The following is a 17,871-nucleotide window of genomic DNA, read 5'->3' as shown; positions in this document are numbered from 1 at the left end:
CACTTGCGCTTTTTCGTTTTACACCACGGCCAATGCTTCGACGATCCCTGCTACCTGCGACACCTGTTCCATCGCCTGGACCGCACTCCAGATCTCCCCTCCCTTCGCCGGGTCTGCCCCGCCAAACGAGAGGTTTTGGCTGAACTTTTCCCTTACCTCCGTCTCGGTCAGGGGATTGGAAAAGCGGTCCCCACGGGGTACGGCGGCGTACTCCACGTATTCCCGCCCGTCCTTCAGCTTGACCCGCAGCCCGGCAGCCGCCCGCCGTCCTTCCTCCAGGGCCGCCAGTTCCATCCCTGTCGCCAGGGCGCCAACCTGAGGGTCGGCGATGGCCGCCGGAGCGAAGTGCTCGGGGACGACGCTGCCGCGCAGAAGGGCCACGGCCACGGTGTAACGGCAGCTGAAGAGCGCGTCCGCCTGGGGAAACTCACCCAGGGCAAAGGGCCGCGCGACAAAAGACCCGAGCCCCTGGGGCGGTAGCAACAGGGTTACCGCCTCGATCTCTTCCGGCCTGATGCCATGCTTTTGGACCAGAGCTAGAGCGCAGTCTATGGCCGCGTGGGTACCCCGACAGCAGGGATAGGGCTTGATGCAGGAGTCGGTGTAGAACTTCCGGCCCAGATTCCTCGTGAGCGCCCCGGGGTCAACGCAGCCCGAAGTGTAGAGGCTGAAGTACCCGTAACGGCCGAAGAGCGGGTCCTTGGGCCCTTTCCATCCGGCCCCGGCCAATTCTGCCGAAAATATGCCGGCCCGGGCCGCCAGTCCCTGTAGCAGCTTGAAGGCAGTGACCGAATCCCAGACGTTTTCTAAACTGCCCGCTAACTGATTCAACGCCAACCCGAAGGCGTTCCGAAGCTGCTCCCGGTTCAGACCCATCAGCCGCCCGGCCATGGCCACCACGGCCAGAGTATTCACCGTGCCGATACAGTCCCAGCCCTGGCCCAGGTGGAAGCCGGAGGCAGCCAGAACCCGGGCGGCCAGGTCCTCTCCGACCGCCAGGGCGGCAAGGAACTCTTTCCCGTCTGCGCCCACGGCCTCGGCCAGGGCCAGGGCCGTAGGGATGGTAGTCTCGCTGATGTGCCCCGGTATGCCCCTGCCCTCTACCACCGGGTGTACCGGGCCGAAGTCCAGGGATCTGGCCAGCACGCAGTTTACCAGGGCGGCGCTGGCAACGGGCACCCGGCCGCCGTAAACCAGGATAGACGCCTCCTCTTTGCCCCCCCAGCCTTTCACCAGTTCCACCAATTCGGCGTTGCCCGGCGCCCTGGCTCCGGCCACCACGCATCCCAGGATATCGGCCACCCGGATCTTGGCCCACTGGACGGTTTCCGGATCAAGATCCTCAAAACGCGTCCCCAGTATGTTGTCTACCAGCAGCTCAATGACGCTTCCCGCCTCAGCCATACTTCGCGCGCCCCCTTATAACCGAAAGAGCATTGCGTAATGCTGACCGTGCCTACCTCACCGGATCTCCTGGTCCGGCCGCCTTGCTAGTCTCAGGTGGGAGAACCCCATCAGGCCGGTAACGTTACCTCCTGCAGGTGCTGCTTCATCAGCCTCAGAGCCACGGCGGCGTCCACGGCAGAGAGCAGCCCCACGGCAAACATGATATAACGCCGGTCTATGTACAGCCTTGGTGCCTTGGGTCGCAACGACTCCGGGTACGCGGGGCTGAAGCACGCTGCCCTGAGCACCCAGCCCGGCCAGCGACCGAACGCCAGGATCCCGCCCGTGCCTACGATTGTCCGTACCCCGGTAAGATCTTTGCCGTATAGAACTCTGACCTTGCCCGTAGGGTAGTAGATTTCTTCGATCCGCCCCGCATGGCGCTGCGTGGCCAGGTCAACCGCCGTGGCCGCCAGCCCCAGGTCTATGAGGTGTTCCTTTTCGCTTTGCGGAACCGCTTCCGTATGCTCGCCCAGATACCGTACCGCCCGCTCCAACTCCTCGCAGCGCGGCCCGGCCAAACCCAGAGACCGTATCTTGTCCAGCACGGCTTCGGTTCCCGCCGTTTCCAAAATGGTCAGCGCATTGTAACGTATTCCCAGGTCACCTTCTACTGTTCGCTTTTCGTAAGGTTCCGGCAACCCTTTCGGCACTACTTCTGAAGCCGAGGGTTTGCCCTGGGCAAGGCTGCACACGTCGGTGGTGGCCCCGCCAACGTCCACCACCATCAATTCGCCCCATCCGGGCTCTCCTCCCGCGCCCCGGGCCAGCAAAGCCGCCGCCCGGAGTACCGCCAGAGGCGTGGGTATGATTTCCCCCTCAACCAGCGTCCGGGCCTTGTCCAGACCCTTCGCCCGTATGATGTGCCGCATGAACACCTCCCTGATGGCCGCACGCGCCGGTTCTACGTTCAGGCGCGTCAGTTCCGGGAGGACGTTCTCGGTAGCCCAGACGTACTTGCCTGACTCCCGAAGGATGGCCTCGACTTCTGCGGCAGCCATCTTGTTACCTGCCACCACTATAGGGCAGTCGAGTTTAGAAGCGGCAAGTGCCTGAGCATTGCGAAGTATTACCTCCGTGTTTCCTCCATCCGTGCCGCCTGTCAGGAGAATGAGGTCGGGTCCGATCGCCTCTATGTGGTTCACATCCTGAGGACTCAAGCCATAGGAATAGTGACCCACTATTTTGGCACCGGCGCCCAGGGCCGCTTCCCTGGCCGCCTTAGTGGTAAGCTCGCTTACCAGACCTACTACCACCACCCGCAGGCCGCCGGCAGCACTGCTTGAGGCCAGTATCCTCGCAGACGGCAGCTCCCTAACCTTGAGGGTCCGCTTCAGCTCTGCCAGGGCGTTCTCCAGGCCCACCATTATGTCCGTTCCCACGGTGCTGGGCGCCCGGGCGGAACCCACCAGCTCACCCCGGGCCGGATCCACCGCTACCACTTTGGTAAAGGTGCTGCCGAAATCGACCGTGAGAACCAGGTCCAAGGCTCTTCCCCCGTATTCTTCGGAAACTTTGGCTCGCACTACCCCCTGCCGGGTCCGGAGCCGGCGCGACTCCGGACCCTACCGGGACGACCTCTAAATCTACATCTCCACCACGACTTTGATGGCGTCGTGCGAAGTGGCTGCCGTCTCAAAGGCTTCCCTAATCCTGTCCAGCGGGAAGACGTGGGTCACGTGCTTTTCTGCCGTGATCTTGCCCGACTTAATAAGCTCGGCCGCCTCCAGCCAGCGAGGTACGCGCGGTCCCAGGGTGCTCCAGACGCACTGCATGCTCAGCAACGCCGGATCGAAGGCCACCGGCGGTTCGGTGTAGCTGGCCTCCGGTCCGATCCAGCGCGTGTAGGTCGGGTCGGGCTTGATCGCCGGGCTTACCCGGAAGGGCGAATAGTAATACGCGGCCAGCCAGATCCGTCCCGCCCGCTTAACCGAGCCGATAGCCGCCAGCAAGGCTGCCGGCCGGGTATCGACGACTATCACCACGTCCGCTCCCCAGCCACCGGTCTCCCGCATTACTGCCTGAACCACGTCTTCCTTGAGCGGATCGACAACCACATCTGCTCCCAGTTCGGCCGAGGCTTCCCGGCAGCGAGCCGACACGTCAGCAGTGATCACCTTGCGCGCGCCGATCTCGCGCAGCTTGCACAGGACTGCCAGCCCCATTACCTCCTGGCCCAATACCACTACGGTCTCGCCCGGCCTGGCCTTCTTGCCGATACCCAGACCCAGATAGATGGGCTCGATCAGAGCCAGGTCCCGGAAGCTCACATCGTTCGGCATCTTGGCCGCGCTTTCCTGGGTGACCACCGGTATGAGCAGGTATTCGGCAAAACCACCGTGAACCCCGTATTGGGCCAGCCCGTCCCGCCAGCTTACGCACCGCCAATAATCCCCCATGCGGCAGTACTCGCACTTATAGCAGGGCCGGAATACCGGGTTCTGGAAAATCCGGTCACCCACCTCAAAACCCGTTACCCTGGAACCGACCTCAACAATTTCGCCGGCCCATTCGTGTCCCCGGGCAAACCCTACCCCCAGGCCGCCGACGGGCCACCTGATCCAGGCGTCCACGTCCATGACGTTGCACACTCCGCAGGCGTGCACCTTCAGGACAACGCCCTCGGGTGGCGCCTGGGGCGTTTTGACCTCTTCGATCCGAATGTCCCCAGGCCCGTAGTAAACGGCCGCTTTCATGTCGTTCGCCTCCTCGATAAAATCCACTTTACTTTAGTCCCGCTAAGGTGTAGTGTAGTAGATAGGTATTAACAAGGCAAATACAATTTGTTCGATTGCCTTAATAAACTAATATTTAAATACCGCCACAAACCATAATGGCTGGGGGGCCATACAAGATGACCCTTCATCAGTTGATTATCCTGCGAACCGTAATTGAGGAAGGCAGCTTCGTAAGAGCGGCCGAGGTCTTAAGAGTCTCACAACCGGCCATCAGTGCCCAGGTAAAGGCTCTCGAAAACGAATTGGGCCATGTTCTGCTGCGCAGAAAGCCGTCCATGGGAATAGTAGAGCCTACAGAAGCGGGGCGAATAGCCTACCGCGCGGCCCTCCGCGTGCTGGAAGGGCTTGAGGATCTCACGAGAGAGCTGCGCTACCTGGACGATAACCAGATGCCTTCCTGCCGTGAAGTTCAGGTCATTTGCGACGTGCCGACGGGTGTTTACATCTTGCCCAGGCTGGCGAGTGAATTTCGCGGGCGCTTCGCCAACGTGATGGTCAAAGTTGCGGTCAATACCGATTACCGGGCCATTACTGCCAAGCTCCGTCAGGACCTCTACGACCTGGCCATAGTGCCTCAGGAGGTCAACACTCCTGCCGCCGTCCAAGAGTTTGCCTTTATCGAAGATCTGGCGATAGTCGCCAATCCGGCGTTGGCCGGGTCCCCCCAAGCTTCCGATTGGGCGAGCCTCCCCTTGGTGCTGCCTCCGGCCAACTCAATAGTGCGCCGAAGTGTGGAAGCGTACTTCAAACGCCTGAAGATAAAGCCCAATATCGTCCTGGAGCTCAACCATCCGGAGGCAGCAAAGAAAGCGGTTGGCAGCGGACCCGTTGCCTGCATCACCCATAAGGTATCGGTACAGGAAGACCTGGATGCGGGTAAACTGGTGGAGCTGGTGCCGCCCCGCCCACTGCCGCGCTTGTCCTACAAGGTAGTGCGCACCCGGTCCCGGCTGGGCGAACACGTACGGGCTTTCACCAGCTTCCTGCAGGAGCACCTAAAAGACCGGGCGTGATCTGGAGGCCGGCGGAACTAGCGCCGCCGCTGAAAAGTCCGGCCTCACTACCTACGCCCCGTCGCTCCATTTGCCGTAGCGCTCCCTCAAGACCCGGTGCAGGATCTTGCCGGTGGCGGTGCGGGGCATCTCTTCCTCGGGGATGAAGTGGGTTACCAGTCCCGATTCGGTGGAGCCGTAGGTGCCACCCCATGCCACGAGCACATCCCCTGCGGCATTGGGCAGGCCAAGGACCGGCGCCTGACCTATCCCTAGACTGTCACCGGATACCATTCTACCCCCATCCCCTCTTCCGTCTTCCGGCACCACTTCGACCTATTGGGTGCCCATTAGACCAGGCAGAAAGAGCGCAATCTGGGGGAAAACGGTTATCAGAATGACACAGACTATCATCATCACGAAGAACGGCATCGCCCCGGAGAAGATGGTTCCCATGGGCACATCCTGCGCTATCCCCCTTACAACGTACACGTTCATCCCCACCGGTGGTGTGATCACACCCATCTCGGCTACCAGAACGACCACCACGCCAAACCAGATGGGGTCGAAGCCGAGGGCGGTAACCAAGGGATAGAAGATGGGTACGGTAAGCAACACCATGGCCAGGCTGTCCATGATACAGCCCAGTATAACGTAGACAATAATGATGCCCAGAAAGATTACGTAGCGCGAAGCCGGCAGGCCACCCACAAAGGCTGCCAGTTCGGAGGGAAGCCTGCTGACGGCCAAGAAGTTGCTGAAGATCATGGCCCCTATAATGATCACGAAGATCATGGCCGTGCTCAGGGTTGCATCTACCAGGGCCTCCAGAAGGTTCTGGCGGGTAACTCCTCTTTTGATTAGACCAAAAACCAGTACGCCAAAGGCCCCGATCCCGGCCGCCTCGGTAGGCGTGAACCAGCCCAGGTAAAGCCCCAACAGTAGTATCACTACTAGGGCGAGCAAAGCTCCGGCATCTTTGATCGCGTCCGCCTTTTCTGCCCAGGAGGTCTTGGGCCCCGGCGGCCCGAGCTTGGGGTTCATAGATACCCGAGCGTAGATTTGCAGCATGAATAGGAAGCTAAGAAGGATGCCGGGAAACACGCCAGCCATGAACAGCTTGGTTATGGACTGCTCGGTAAGCATGCCGTAAATGATGAATATCGAGCTGGGCGGAATGAGTATGCCCAACGAGCCGGAGGCGGCAATCGTTCCGGTAGCCAGCCCCGGGTGATAACCGTATTTCTTCATTTCCGGAAGGGCAATGCGGCCCATGGCGCTGGCCGTAGCCAGGGTAGAACCGCATAGGGCGGAAAAACCGGCACAGCCAAGCACGGTGGCCATAGCCAGCCCGCCGCGCACTCCCCCTATCCACCTGTAGGCGGCGCGGTACAGGGATTCGCTTAGCCCGGATACGTAGGCAAGTGAGCCCATGAATAGGAACAAGGGAAGTACGCTGAGATCGTAGCTGGCCACGTTGGAAAAGGGAACGGTCTTGAGTACGCCGTACGCACCCTTTAGGCTGGTAAGGTAGGCGTAGCCCGCAAACCCTACCAACCCCATGGCCAGCCCCACCGGCATGCGTAGAAGCAGCAGCACGAATAGAATGACCAGCCCCAGTATACCTACGTCCACACTACTCATGCGTTCCGCCCCGCTTTCTAAGAGCGTCAAGAAGCCCGGCTAAATCTCCCAAAAGAGCTACCGCAAGAACGCCCCATCCCACCGCTAGAATCAGATAGAACGGATAAAAGGGAATGTGCAACTCAACGGACGCCCTTCCCGCTCGTATGAGTTCGTATCCCTGTACACCTATTTGCCACGCCAGCAGGCAGGCAGTAACAATGCTCAGACAGCAGGTAACGCTATCTACTACCTCCTGGACCCGGCGCGGCAGACGCTCCATGAGAAGATCTACCCTGACATTACGGTGTTCTATCGCACAGTAGCCAAAACCCAGGCCCACTACTACCGCCATGCCTAGTTGTATGAGTTCTACCGCCCCCGGTACCGGAAGGTTGAGTAGGTAGCGCCCAACTACGTTTACGAAAACCAGTAGCACCATCAGGAACAGGGTAGCACAACTCACGTAGTTAAACGCCTTGCTTAACCGGGCTACAGGCCTCACACCTATCACCATCCTCTGTCGTTGAAGAACTGACACTGTACCACGGGCGGCGGCCTGCAGCCGCCCCCGCGCTCCCTAGCGGCAGCCCCTTGGGAGCCCGGTTACGTCCGCAGGCCGGCCACCTACCGGTGAGAATGGGCCCCTGAGCCCTTGGTTCCTAGCTGTGCCAGCTGCCAAATTCTTGGTTGTACTTCTCCAGCAACTCCTTGGCACGTTCGACAAAAGTCTTGCCCGGAAGCCCCTTGGCTTCCATGTCAGCTATCCATTGTTCGGTTATCGGCTTGACGGCCTCGGCCCACCGCGCTTTTTCCTCCGGGCTCAGGCGGATGATCTCCATACCCGCCGCCTGAACCGCTTCTGCCGCCGCTTTATCCGCATCGTCCCAGGCCTTGCCCGTCAGGTCCGCCATCGTGACTCCGCTGCACTCGTCGATGGCCTGCCGGATGTCCGCCGGGAGGCTTTCGTACTTGTCCTTGTTCATAATTACGAAGAACCATTGTACGTAGAAGTCGCCCACGGTGATGTACTTACATACCTCCTGCAACTTCCAGGTAATAACCGCCTCCATGGGAAAGCCGGTGGCATCAACCGTACCCTTGCTTAGAGCCATGTAGCACTCTCCACCAGGCAGGTCTACCAGGGACGCTCCCAGCGACCGGATAAAATCACCCTGCCGGCCGGGCGCCCGGACTACCAGCCCCTTGACGTCCTCCATCTTATGCACGGGCTTGCGGGTAACCAGTTGCCCCGGCCCCTGAGAGTACATCCACAGTACGTGTACGTCTGCGTACTCCTTCTGCAGCTCCGGTATTTCGGCATAAAGGTCCATCCAGGCCCGGCTGGCCGCCCGAGAAGACTGGGCCCCTAGGAACGGTAGCTGCGTCCCCTCCCACAGAGGGAAGCGTCCGGCATAGTAGGCTCCAGAGTCTACGCCAATGTCTATCGCGCCTGACTTCACCGCATCGAATATGTCGCCGCCCTTGGCCAGAGTGCTGGCCGGATAAATGGTTAACTTTACCCGTCCATCAGTTTTCTCTTCAATCATTTGTTTCCATTTCAAATACACGTTATTGTGCTGCCACCCGGTTTCTCCCCACAGATGATTGAGATTTAATTCTATGGTTTCCTGCGGGGCCGACGTCACCCCCTTATTATCCGAGGTCGATCCTCCCCCCTGTCCCCCTCCCGAACAGCCCAACAGGCTGAAAGCTACGAGCCCGCAAACCATCAGCGCAATTATCTTTTTGATCGGTTTGCCTGTACGTGCTTTCACACTAGCCCCTCCTTAAAAGTTAGTCTTATACTTTCCGTCCCGAAACCAGAATAGGCCCTACGCCTACAGCCGTCTTCGCCAGCGTCTCAGCCAGCAATCATCGCCAGAACCCGGCTCAGGTGCTGCGCCGGTCGTACTTTCCGCCCGGCCCGGTAGTAAAATGAAAGATCGGCCGGTATACCTTTCGTACGATTAGCGGACAGTGGCTTAGCCCTTTGGGCACATAGACCAAGAAGCTCTTGGTGAACACGTACTTTTCATCGCCCAGCCACAGCTCTATCTCACCCCCCAACTCTTCGGGATTCTCTGGGTCGGTTCCAAAGAAACCTATGACCTCGTCGAAGGAGTGCGTGTGAGCGTCAACCGCGGGTTCGTCCTTCCACTCACCTGGGCAGTACCATGCACAGTCCACGTAGAATGAGCCCTCGATAACGCTATCGTCCAGCCAGGCAATGCGCCGCCTGGGACCAACTTCCTTCCAGGGAAGATCAAGCCCTTCCCTGATCCCCGAGACAATAAGCTTCTCGTATTTTCTTTGCTCCATGTGGTAGGCCTCCCCCTTTTCATCCGCCGCCACTTTCTGTCAATCCGTCACATCCTCTGTACCCTGAGCGCGGTTTGTAGTCTTTTGGTCTTGGCGAACACGCCGCCCACGGCAGACCCTACCGGTTGAGCAGTTCCGTGATGGTCGTTACTCTGTTGAGCTCCTCGAAGTTCTCGCAGAGTTTCAAGACACTTTGCGCCGTCTCGGCATCCAGTCCTCCAAAGGCGAAGTTGTGCATGAACTTTGCCTCTATCTGCTCCCTAGAAAGCGGACTGGCAACCCTATCTCCCCTGGGTACGGGGGTGGCCTCCCGCAGGGTTCGACCGTCCCTAAGCTGGACTTCTACCTCGGCTCCCAGACCCTGTACACGAGGGGATTCCGTAAGAACGATGGCGTCCGCCACCGCCCTGACCCTGGGATCGAAAACCGCCTCCTCTAAGAAGTCCTCCGGCCAGACATGACCCCTTGCCAGCGCCGTGGCTACGGTATACCGATAACTAAAGATCGCGCTGGGATGCACCGACTGACCCACTCTAAAGGGCTGAGCGACGAAGGACTCGACGCACCTTCGGGTGAGGTGTATGACTACCCTCTCTATTTGCTCGGGCCTAATCGCGTACTTGTCTACAAGGTCTAGTGCGCAGTCAACCGCCCCATGGGTTAGGCGACAGCAGGGGTATGGCTTGATCACCGAGTCGGTGTAGAAGTTGCGGCCCAGGTTCCTTAGGAGAAGTTCTCGATCCACACGCCCCCGGTTGAAGAGCGCGTAGTACCCGTACGGGCCCGTTATCGCATTCTTGAGCCCGGTCCAGCCGGTTCTGGCCAGTTCGGCGGAAAAGATGCCGTTACGCGCCGAGAGCCCTTGCAGCAGTTTGAAGCTCATCGCCGCATCCCAGTAGTTCTGGACGCTGCCGGCAAGCTGATTGAGGGCTATGCCCAGGGCGTTCTTTAACTGGCGCGCATTTAGCCCCAGCAAGCGGCCGGCTGTGGCCGTGGCCCCGAGAGCATTCACCGTGCCGATGCAGTCCCAGCCCTGGTCAAAGTCGTAGCCGCCGGCCACCAGTACCCGACAGGCGAGATCCTCGCCCACCACTAGCGAGGTTATTACTTCCCGGCCGTCGGCCTGCACCCATTCCCCCACCGCCAGGGCCGTGGGAACAGTGGTCTCGCTTAAGTGACCGGGGATGCCAATGTTTTCAAGTAACGGCTCTACCGGACCAAAGTCAAAGGACCGGGCCATTACGCTATTGGCCATGGCAGCAGAAGGCGTGGGCACCTTCCCGCCGTAGATCAGAATGGTAGCTTCTTGTCTGCCGCCCCATTGGCTAAGTAGTTGGGCCAACTCCCGGTTACCTTCTGCCCTAGCACCGCCTACTATGCACCCGATGACGTCCGCAATACGAACCTTCGCCCAGTCTACAGTTGCCTTATCTAGAGACGAGAAGGAGGTCTGAAGTACGTTCTCCACTAGGGCATCAATGACGTCGCCGTCGCTCAAACCGGCCACGTAATACCACCTCCTTGCCTCACGCCGACTCGCAGGCGGAGGTCGGCCGGCCTAGTCGATGAAGTCCCATTGGGCAGTCTGACCGAACATGTTGATCCCGTAGCCACCGCCGCCTCCGGGATAGCCGTGGGCGGTCGGCAGACCGTGTGCTCTCTGCAACTCCCAGGCGCCCTTTGTCGTTTTCAAGAAGTATTCGATTGGCGGCGGATAAAACTCTTGCTGACTCTCCCAAAAGGCGGAACCCGGTTCAAGCACCCAGATGTCAAATCGCGGCGTTACGCCGTAGTCCATAAGGTAATCCCAACCCTTTAGGGTTGACTCCACCGCCGCGTCTACATCCTTAAACCCATAGGGCTGAGCCATTTCCACTCCTTGCACAAATACTGGGACCACATTGCCCACGCCAAAGACTTCTACCGATTCGATCACGCGCCGGATCCACTCCTCCCGGCCAACATATTTGTCCTTGGCCGGGCAAATCCACTTGAACAGCTCCGGATCCCATACTTCTATGTTGGCTTCGTGAACGTCTACACCGGCGCTATGAAGCTGCGCACAAACCTCTCGTGTGGCCGCTACCGTCTGCAAGTGTATCGTGTAGCGCCTTCCGAACTTATTCTTTATCGCCTCCGGGAATCTGATGTAGTAACTGAAGCCGTTCATTCCTTGAATCTCTTTGACCACAGCGCCGCCGGAAAGAAATACGTACTGCAGCTTGGTATTCGGCTCTTGGGTAGCTGCAGTAAGAGCCTCCATAACCTCCTCAGGCCTCTTAACTACCGGCAGCTCTATCCCGTGTTTTCGAAGATCCCTGGGTACGGCATTCAGATCACAAAACTTACACTGCAGACCGCCTTGCCAATATTGGCAGGCTCTCAGCACCGCGCAGTAAAAGAACTCTCCCCAGAAAATCAACGAAGCCAGACCGGTAAGGGGGTTGCCATTAGAATCCAGTTTACTGTTGAACTCGGGTTTGGGGTCAAATTCAACCTCGGCTATCGCCTTGGGCTCTTTATCACCCGGAAACTCCTCGCAAAGCATAAGCTTGCCGTTAACCATGTCGAAGAAGTACGGGCTCTTATTGTTCGGTCGCACGTGCACTACGGGACCGTACCTGTGATTATCGATGTTCTTTAGCCGGTAGTACGTTGGAACCCGACCCAGCTCCCGAATATCCTCGGGTTTATCCATATCCATCGAAAAGATGTAATACCGCGCTGTATTGACATTATCCAGAACCTCCGAGGCGGCCAACGAGGGTGAGAAACGCGTTCCCCAGATCATCGTGGCTATCTTAATGACTACCCCCTTGGGATAATCCGGGTAACGCTCAAATAGTTCTTCGAGCCTTTGCGGCCTGTTATCCCATGGCTTGTCTGCCGTCACGCCGCTCTCCTCCTTTCGCCGGTGTAAGAGGGACCACATTACAACTACGCGCATACCGATGCACCGCAGAACAACGGCACAGGCTAGATGCCCGCTGTCTGCCAGTGCCGAGCTATACTTCTTGGCGGCCCGGGCCTTTACTGCTTCCTAAAGCAAAGTGTATTATTAAGGTATCGGGGTGGCAAATACAATTTTGCGTATTCATCGAATAGGCAGCACCTTATCGGATCAATTCCACCCAGCATAGGAGCTTACCATGACCCTGCACCAACTGGCCATTCTGCGTCGCGTAATTGAAGAAAAGAGCTTTGTGCGGGCCGCAGAGAGTCTTAGAGTGTCCCAGCCTGCGATCAGCTCTCAAATAAAGGCGCTGGAAAGGGAACTAGGCTGTGTTCTTCTGAAGAGGAAGTCAGCACTCGGCCCAGTAGAGCCGACAGAGGCGGGAAGAATAGTCTATAAGGCTGCTTTGAAGATCTTTGAGAACTTGGATCTGCTATTCGATGAGCTAAGCATTCTCAAGGTGGATGTCAATCCAAAACGGCGAGTGCTTCAACTCATATGTGATATCCCCACGGGCATCTATACTCTCCCCCCGCTGGTGGAGGAGTTTCGCAGCAAGGATCCCGGCACCATGATTACAATTACCGCCAATCCCCACCAGACTCTACCGGCCATTCTTGGGTTTGAGGTTTACGACCTAGCACTGATACCTTCTGAGATACCTAGCCCTGCTGCAATTCAGGAGTTCTGTTTTACCCAGTCCTTGGTAGCGGTCGCAAATCCGGAACTGAAAACATCTGCTGGACCGCCCAGCCTTCGGGACTGTTTGCCTCTGGTTGTACCTCCCAAGGGATCTATGGTCCGAAAGACGATAGACACGTACCTAAGGAAACTCGGGATCAAGCCCAATATCGTGTTAGAGCTCAACCATCCGGAGGCGGTAAGGAAGGCAGTGCGCACCGGCCCGGTGGCAAGCATCACCCACCAAGTTTCCGTCCATGAAGACCTGGAGGCCGGAGCCCTGATAGAGCTGAACCTGCCCCAGCCTCTCCCACCACTTACCTATAAGGTGGTGCGCACGCGGTCTCGTCTAGGCGAGCACGTGCGCGCTTTTTCGACATTCCTGCGGGAGCGCCTACTGAACTGACTAAACCAAAAGCTACCCCCTCGGTTGGACCCAAGGAGACAAGGTAGTTTGGCCACAACGCTTGGTAGCACCGCGCCCATTTGACTGCGACTCCACCTCACCCTCGGGGCACGGCCACACCGTGGACCCACCGGCAGCCACTTGCTCCTGGTCACGTTCTTTGCCCCCCTTCCAGTTGCTCGAAGAGCATCTCCAGCCTTTCCGCCACCTGGGTTTCGTTGAAGTACCTCAGGTCGGCCATGTCGGTCTCCAGGACGATACCCGGGATGCCGGCCCTTTCCATGAGCAGCCGGCGCTTGTCGTATAGCCCCAGGGAGCAGGGCTTGCAGCTGCGGTTGGAGAAGAGGATGAAGCCGTCCACGCGAAAGCGGCGCATGAGGGCCAGCTTGAATTCCACACGGCGCTCGAAGCTATGGTTGACGAATTCCCGGGCGTAGGTTTCGGCCAGGCTCTCCAGGGGCCGGGTGAGGTCGAATTCGCGCGCCCAGGCGTGGGTGTATTGCGAGCAGGCTACCAGGGCTTGGTGCCGGGCGAAGAACTCGGAAAGCCACCGTATCCGGGGCCAGATGACGATGTGGTCCCAGTAGAGTCTGTATTTTTCCTCCGGTACCGGGTATTCACCCCGGGCCACACATTCCTCCAGTTCCGCCTTGAGGCGGCGGTAGTACTCTACTGCCAGTTCCCTGCCCCGCCAGGTGACGATGGGGCCCATGTGGATACAGGCGTCGAAGAAGCTGAAGGGAGCCGGCCTTAATGCCGCCATTTCCAGGATTTCTTTCCAGAGGCGGCAGGCCCGGTTGGCCAGGTCCATGGTTTCTACCAGCCGGTTCAGGGAGAACCTGCGGCCGGTGGCGGCCTCCAGAAACCGGATGAGTTCCAGAAGCTGCTCGTGAAAGTAGTCGACGGCCTCCTTTTGGGTTTCTTCGGTGATGAGGGGGGTGTCGAGCAGGAAGTAGGGGGCAGAATGCCAGCGCGCGGACACCTCAAACCACTTGGGCAGGCTGTGGCACTGGGCGTTGCAGCATACCACCACGTCCGGCGGCACGAGCCTGCCTGCCGGATGCTCTTCTCTCAGCCAGTCCCCCAGCCCGGCGCGGGCGTAGCCGCAAAGATCGGGGAAGAAACCCGCCGCTTCCGCCTCGTGAGAATACTCGTGGGTGAGCTTTTTGCTGGCCACCAGGGTGCCGAAGTTCTCCGGGTAATAGGGGAAAAGACCCATGGCCACGACGATTTCCACCGGGGAGACGGCGGTCATCCAGACTACGGGCCTGCCGGAGGCTTTGGCCTCCTCGGCTCCGGCGTAGTAGCGGCCCATGATTTCCTTGAGCAGGGTCACGCTTTTCAGCGGCGGGCGTTCAGGCACCTATTCCACCCCCCAGCATTTCGGCGAAGGCTTCCAGCCGCGTCCTGATCTGCCCCAGGGAGCTGCCCTGAAAGTCGGTCTCTACCCGCAGGGAAGGGATGCCTTCCCGTTCCAGGGCCTGATTAAGCTGGTAGTAGTCGTAGTTTTCCGGCTCGCAAAACCGCAGGTGGAGGAAGATTACCCCCCGGGCACCTGCCCGACGTACCTCCTTGATCAGACGGCCCGGCCGGTCCGCCTGGGGAGAATTGAGATACCCGGTGGGGGGAAGAGCGAGCTGGCGGGCCGCGAGCTGCTCTATCGGGTCGCTTCCTTCCCCAACCGGTACCAGATACCGCCCGCCGTGGTGCAGGTCGTCTCCCGCGACGGCCAGCCCCGCCTCGTCCAGCAGGCGGAAGATACCAGGGGGCGCGGCCACCGAGCCGCTGAGGTAGACCGGGTGCTTGCCGGCACCGACCGCCCCTGAGGTTTCGGGGGAGCTTCCCGGCTCCAACCCCAGTTCACCCGCCAGGGCGGAGAGTGCGGACAGGAGGTCCTCTTTAGGCAGCAGGGTGGCGGCACGCAAAAGTACGAACAGGTCCTCGCCGGACAGGGCCTCGGGGTGAAGGCGGTGCCAGTTGTAGAACCGTTTTAACCACTGTTTGCAGCTACGGTTCAGTTCTATCGCGGCCTTGAGCGTTTCGCCGGTTATCTCTCTGCCGATAAGCTTCTCCAAAGCCCTTTTGAGCCGTAAGATCTCCGCGCGCACCAGCTTCCCGGCGCTGGGCCGGTCCACTTGGTGGGCGATAAGGTAGGGATGGACCCGTAACTCGGGGAGGCAGTGCTCCCAGATGCCGGCCAGTAGCCGCAGGGTGTCGCAGGTGAGGGGCATGACGAGGCCGTCCAGAAAATCCAGCTCTCCGCGCAGGCCGAGCTCGAGACTGCTGCGGGCAAAGGAGCAGGCCCAAACCGGCAGGTGGGCATCGGCCCGGCTCAAGAGGCCCTCGCCGCCCAGTATCCCCACGGGCAGCGCGCCGGCGGCCATGATCAATTCCTCAGGAACGTCTGCCGGCAGCCACCCTATCACCAGCCCGCCGGTCCTGCCTTTCCAGTTCCTGGCTGCCTGCCAGGGGTGTTTAACGATGTCGTAGAACAAATCCAGTATGACTCGTGCCTCCACCGAATAGACCTCCCCCCGGTCCTCTTTCCACGTGCAACCCGCCGGGACCGATCTAGCTCTCACTCCAGATCTCGCTCTGTCAGCCGGCGCGGCTGTTGCTACGGGAGTACCTCCGGCAGGCCGGACAGGCAAGCAGTGAGGGCGGCCGGAGCGTTTTCTGCGAGGATGCCGGATCGGGACCCGGCCCGATTCCTAGGCACAGTACTGGATGTCGGCGTTGGGATAGACCGCCACCCGCGTCCCCTCTCCGAACCGCGCCGCCAACAGGCTCAATACCTCGTCCCACCGGGTGGCGAAGACTACCCTTTCGTCCGGGGCAAAGTAGCTCCTGCTTGCCGCCTCCGGATACTCCGTGAATACTATCAACCTTTGCACTCCCGGGGGAACGGAGACCCGGAGCGGTAGTTCGCCGGAAGAGCGTCTTCCGAACGGGCCCATCAAGTAGTGTACCGCCTGCCCCTCGGGCGCATTGACGATCAGTACTACCTCTCCCCCCTGCTTTACCGCCTGGTAGGCCAGCCAGAGACCGGTCACCGCCTCGCTGGCCTTGGCATAGGTGTTGGCAATGGCCAGGTCGTACTCCCGGGCCCGGGGCGTCCAGTAGTGCCGGCGTGCATCGGCCACTGCTACCGAATGGGCGGCTACCGGCTCCCCGGCATAGAGGGCGGCGATGTCCCCCCAGGTATTCACCAGGCAGTCGATCTTAAAATCCAGCCCGGCCAACCTGGCCGCCTCGGTGATGTCCTGAAACATGGGATTATTCTCCGTGATTCCCGTGAAACGGCCTAACTGTCCACCGCTCACTTCTCTTTCCCGGCGGTGAAAATCGGTGGCGGTCCGCAGAGAGCTTACTCCCGGAAGAATAATCTTCCCACCGCCGCCGAATCCGGTCATGGCGTGAGGGGTTACCGCCCCGATGCCGATCTTGAGATCGCAGGCCATTACCTCGCCGTTGACCTCCAGCACCAGGCCGCTCGAGGTTTTTCCCACCTCCACGCACCCGGCGAACGGGTTGTGGTTGAACACCGGGTAGCGGGCCACCACGTCTTCGCCCAGTTTCTTTACCATACCCAGGCGATCCAGGGCTCCGTGACAGCCAAGGGCTACGACAAAACGTATTCCTTCCTCCGGAACCCCGGCCAGGGCCAATTCCTGCAGTACATGCGGCACTACCTGCGCCGCCCGGGTCACCCGGGTTAGGTCATCCACCAGGACGACCACCTCTCGCTTGTCCCGAGCCACCTCGCGCAAGGGTGCGACGCCGATGGGGTGCTCCAGGGCCCGAACCACATCCGCCGAACCGAGGGCCGGCCGGTCCGACCCGGCCATGGGGAAGTAGTCTACCCGCCACCTGGCGGGCAGGGTCAGCTCCAGTTCCCGAGGCCCGTGCCAGGCCAGCTGGGGCAGCCCGATTTTCTGCCAGTTCCCGCTCGCCGTCAAACTCCTTACCTCCTATCTCAATAATTTGGCCTCCAACTCCCCCCAACTCTCGCGCTCATAGAATCCTGGGTTTTTGCTGGGGAATTTGAGGGCCGGAAGCCCCGGCGACCGGTCCCGGAAGGCCGGTTCCGGTCACCGGTTGCCTCAGCTGGAGCGTCCGCACCTGCTCCTGCCTACGGCCACAGGTCCCGGGCCACATCCTCCAGGCCCAGCTCGATCAGTCTCTGCTTGGCGGGCCTGGCGGTTTCGAGATCCCACTGCATGGCCCGGTAGTACTCCCGGTCCATGGCCTCCTCGTCCAGGGTGATGCCCTTCAGGGGCCCGGCCTCTTTAGGCGGCCTTCCCGCTATGCGCCCCGGGAAGGTGAACTGCTTGGGATTTATGCCCTCGCGCAGGTTGAAGGCATGCCGGATGTCGGCTATGCGCTCGCCGGTGGTGAATACTTCCTCCCAGGTGAACTCCCAGCCGGTGACCGCCTTGACGTCTTCCAGCAGCACCTCGCCGTGGGGATAGGCCCAGTAGACGAAGGTGCACAGGCCCAGGCTTTGGATGACGTGGGTGACGCAGCATCCCAGCATGTGCCCGGGCTGGCGGTTGTACTGGGATTGGCGGTCGTATTCCGGTATGGGGATGCCGGCTATTGCCATGCCCGGCCCTTGGGTGTGCCGGCCCGGGGTGGCGTCCAGACGGTAGGCCAGGGCCCAGTGGAAGCCGAACTTGGGGTCGTGGGCCGGCAGTTCCTGCCCGCCTA

The 17,871-nt window shown here is 60.0% G+C and carries 16 protein-coding genes; 2 read left to right on the top strand and 14 right to left on the bottom strand.

Going from position 1 to position 17,871, the window contains the following annotated elements; translation table 11 throughout:
- Positions 1-18: 18 nt before the first annotated feature.
- The 3 genes from NUV99_10785 to NUV99_10775 all read right to left on the bottom strand — a co-directional run bounded on the left by NUV99_10785 (position 19) and on the right by NUV99_10775 (position 4,142).
- A complete protein-coding gene (locus NUV99_10785) occupies positions 19-1,404 on the bottom strand; it encodes an MmgE/PrpD family protein (protein MCR4420584.1) in 1,386 nt (461 codons plus the stop codon).
- 110 nt (positions 1,405-1,514) lie between these two features.
- Positions 1,515-2,972: a methylaspartate mutase accessory protein GlmL gene (gene glmL, locus NUV99_10780; GenBank protein MCR4420583.1), complete on the bottom strand. Its 1,458-nt coding sequence runs from the start codon at positions 2,970-2,972 to the stop codon at positions 1,515-1,517.
- A gap of 60 nt (positions 2,973-3,032) precedes the next feature.
- Complete coding sequence (locus NUV99_10775) at positions 3,033-4,142, bottom strand: alcohol dehydrogenase catalytic domain-containing protein (protein ID MCR4420582.1); 1,110 nt, start codon at positions 4,140-4,142, stop codon at positions 3,033-3,035.
- A 158-nt stretch (positions 4,143-4,300) separates the two neighbouring features.
- Between NUV99_10775 and NUV99_10770 the strand changes: the two genes are divergently transcribed.
- Positions 4,301-5,197, top strand: a complete 897-nt coding sequence (locus NUV99_10770) for a LysR family transcriptional regulator (GenBank protein MCR4420581.1) — start codon at positions 4,301-4,303, stop codon at positions 5,195-5,197.
- Between the two features lie 51 nt (positions 5,198-5,248).
- On the opposite strand, the gene NUV99_10765 is transcribed toward NUV99_10770, so the two are convergent.
- The 7 genes from NUV99_10765 to NUV99_10735 form a co-directional block, all read right to left on the bottom strand.
- Positions 5,249-5,470: a hypothetical protein gene (locus tag NUV99_10765; GenBank protein MCR4420580.1), complete on the bottom strand. Its 222-nt coding sequence runs from the start codon at positions 5,468-5,470 to the stop codon at positions 5,249-5,251.
- 42 nt (positions 5,471-5,512) lie between these two features.
- On the bottom strand, positions 5,513-6,820 hold the full coding sequence (locus NUV99_10760; protein MCR4420579.1) for a TRAP transporter large permease: 1,308 nt from the start codon (positions 6,818-6,820) through the stop codon (positions 5,513-5,515).
- The gene (locus NUV99_10755) at positions 6,813-7,304 is read right to left on the bottom strand and encodes a TRAP transporter small permease (GenBank protein ID MCR4420578.1); all 492 of its coding nucleotides are present in this window, start codon (positions 7,302-7,304) and stop codon (positions 6,813-6,815) included. Before NUV99_10755 ends, NUV99_10760 begins: the two co-directional genes overlap by 8 nt.
- Before the next feature lie 157 nt (positions 7,305-7,461).
- The gene (locus tag NUV99_10750; GenBank protein MCR4420577.1) at positions 7,462-8,577 is read right to left on the bottom strand and encodes a TRAP transporter substrate-binding protein; all 1,116 of its coding nucleotides are present in this window, start codon (positions 8,575-8,577) and stop codon (positions 7,462-7,464) included.
- Positions 8,578-8,692: 115 nt separating this feature from the next.
- On the bottom strand, positions 8,693-9,121 hold the full coding sequence (locus NUV99_10745; GenBank protein ID MCR4420576.1) for a hypothetical protein: 429 nt from the start codon (positions 9,119-9,121) through the stop codon (positions 8,693-8,695).
- Positions 9,122-9,239: 118 nt separating this feature from the next.
- Positions 9,240-10,628 (bottom strand): MmgE/PrpD family protein, encoded by a 1,389-nt coding sequence (locus NUV99_10740; protein ID MCR4420575.1) that lies wholly within the window; start codon positions 10,626-10,628, stop codon positions 9,240-9,242.
- A gap of 51 nt (positions 10,629-10,679) precedes the next feature.
- Positions 10,680-12,014, bottom strand: a complete 1,335-nt coding sequence (locus NUV99_10735; protein MCR4420574.1) for a hypothetical protein — start codon at positions 12,012-12,014, stop codon at positions 10,680-10,682.
- Positions 12,015-12,270: 256 nt separating this feature from the next.
- Here NUV99_10735 and NUV99_10730 point away from each other — a divergent pair, with 256 nt between their 5' ends.
- Entirely contained in the window at positions 12,271-13,161 is an 891-nt protein-coding gene (locus NUV99_10730) for a LysR family transcriptional regulator (GenBank protein ID MCR4420573.1), read from the top strand.
- Between the two features lie 151 nt (positions 13,162-13,312).
- On the opposite strand, the gene NUV99_10725 is transcribed toward NUV99_10730, so the two are convergent.
- The 4 genes from NUV99_10725 to NUV99_10710 form a co-directional block, all read right to left on the bottom strand.
- Positions 13,313-14,524 carry a 2-hydroxyacyl-CoA dehydratase family protein gene (locus NUV99_10725; protein MCR4420572.1) on the bottom strand — a complete coding sequence of 404 codons (1,212 nt, stop codon included), beginning with the start codon at positions 14,522-14,524 and terminating at the stop codon, positions 13,313-13,315.
- On the bottom strand, positions 14,517-15,680 hold the full coding sequence (locus tag NUV99_10720; protein MCR4420571.1) for a 2-hydroxyacyl-CoA dehydratase family protein: 1,164 nt from the start codon (positions 15,678-15,680) through the stop codon (positions 14,517-14,519). The genes NUV99_10725 and NUV99_10720 overlap by 8 nt, the downstream gene beginning before the upstream one ends.
- A 192-nt stretch (positions 15,681-15,872) precedes the next feature.
- Positions 15,873-17,120 (bottom strand): lactate racemase domain-containing protein, encoded by a 1,248-nt coding sequence (locus tag NUV99_10715; protein ID MCR4420570.1) that lies wholly within the window; start codon positions 17,118-17,120, stop codon positions 15,873-15,875.
- Between the two features lie 173 nt (positions 17,121-17,293).
- On the bottom strand, positions 17,294-17,871 hold a 578-nt coding region (locus NUV99_10710), incomplete at its 5' end, for an aldehyde ferredoxin oxidoreductase C-terminal domain-containing protein (protein MCR4420569.1).

Source organism: Clostridia bacterium (assembly GCA_024653205.1).
In the GTDB taxonomy this organism is placed as follows: domain Bacteria; phylum Bacillota; class DSM-521; order Neomoorellales; family SLTJ01; genus JANLFO01.
Note: the sequence above shows the minus strand (reverse complement) of the source record. Positions and strands in the feature narration are given on the sequence as shown.

Bases quoted from the DNA above. Each gene is read 5' to 3' on its own strand.
- NUV99_10765 (MCR4420580.1), bottom strand. From the start codon at position 5,470: ATGGTATCCGGTGACAGTCTAGGGATAGGTCAGGCGCCGGTCCTTGGC.
- NUV99_10760 (MCR4420579.1), bottom strand. From the start codon at position 6,820: ATGAGTAGTGTGGACGTAGGTATACTGGGGCTGGTCATTCTATTCGTG.
- NUV99_10745 (MCR4420576.1), bottom strand. From the start codon at position 9,121: ATGGAGCAAAGAAAATACGAGAAGCTTATTGTCTCGGGGATCAGGGAA.
- NUV99_10770 (MCR4420581.1), top strand. From the start codon at position 4,301: ATGACCCTTCATCAGTTGATTATCCTGCGAACCGTAATTGAGGAAGGC.
- NUV99_10785 (MCR4420584.1), bottom strand. From the start codon at position 1,404: ATGGCTGAGGCGGGAAGCGTCATTGAGCTGCTGGTAGACAACATACTG.
- NUV99_10775 (MCR4420582.1), bottom strand. From the start codon at position 4,142: ATGAAAGCGGCCGTTTACTACGGGCCTGGGGACATTCGGATCGAAGAG.
- NUV99_10730 (MCR4420573.1), top strand. From the start codon at position 12,271: ATGACCCTGCACCAACTGGCCATTCTGCGTCGCGTAATTGAAGAAAAG.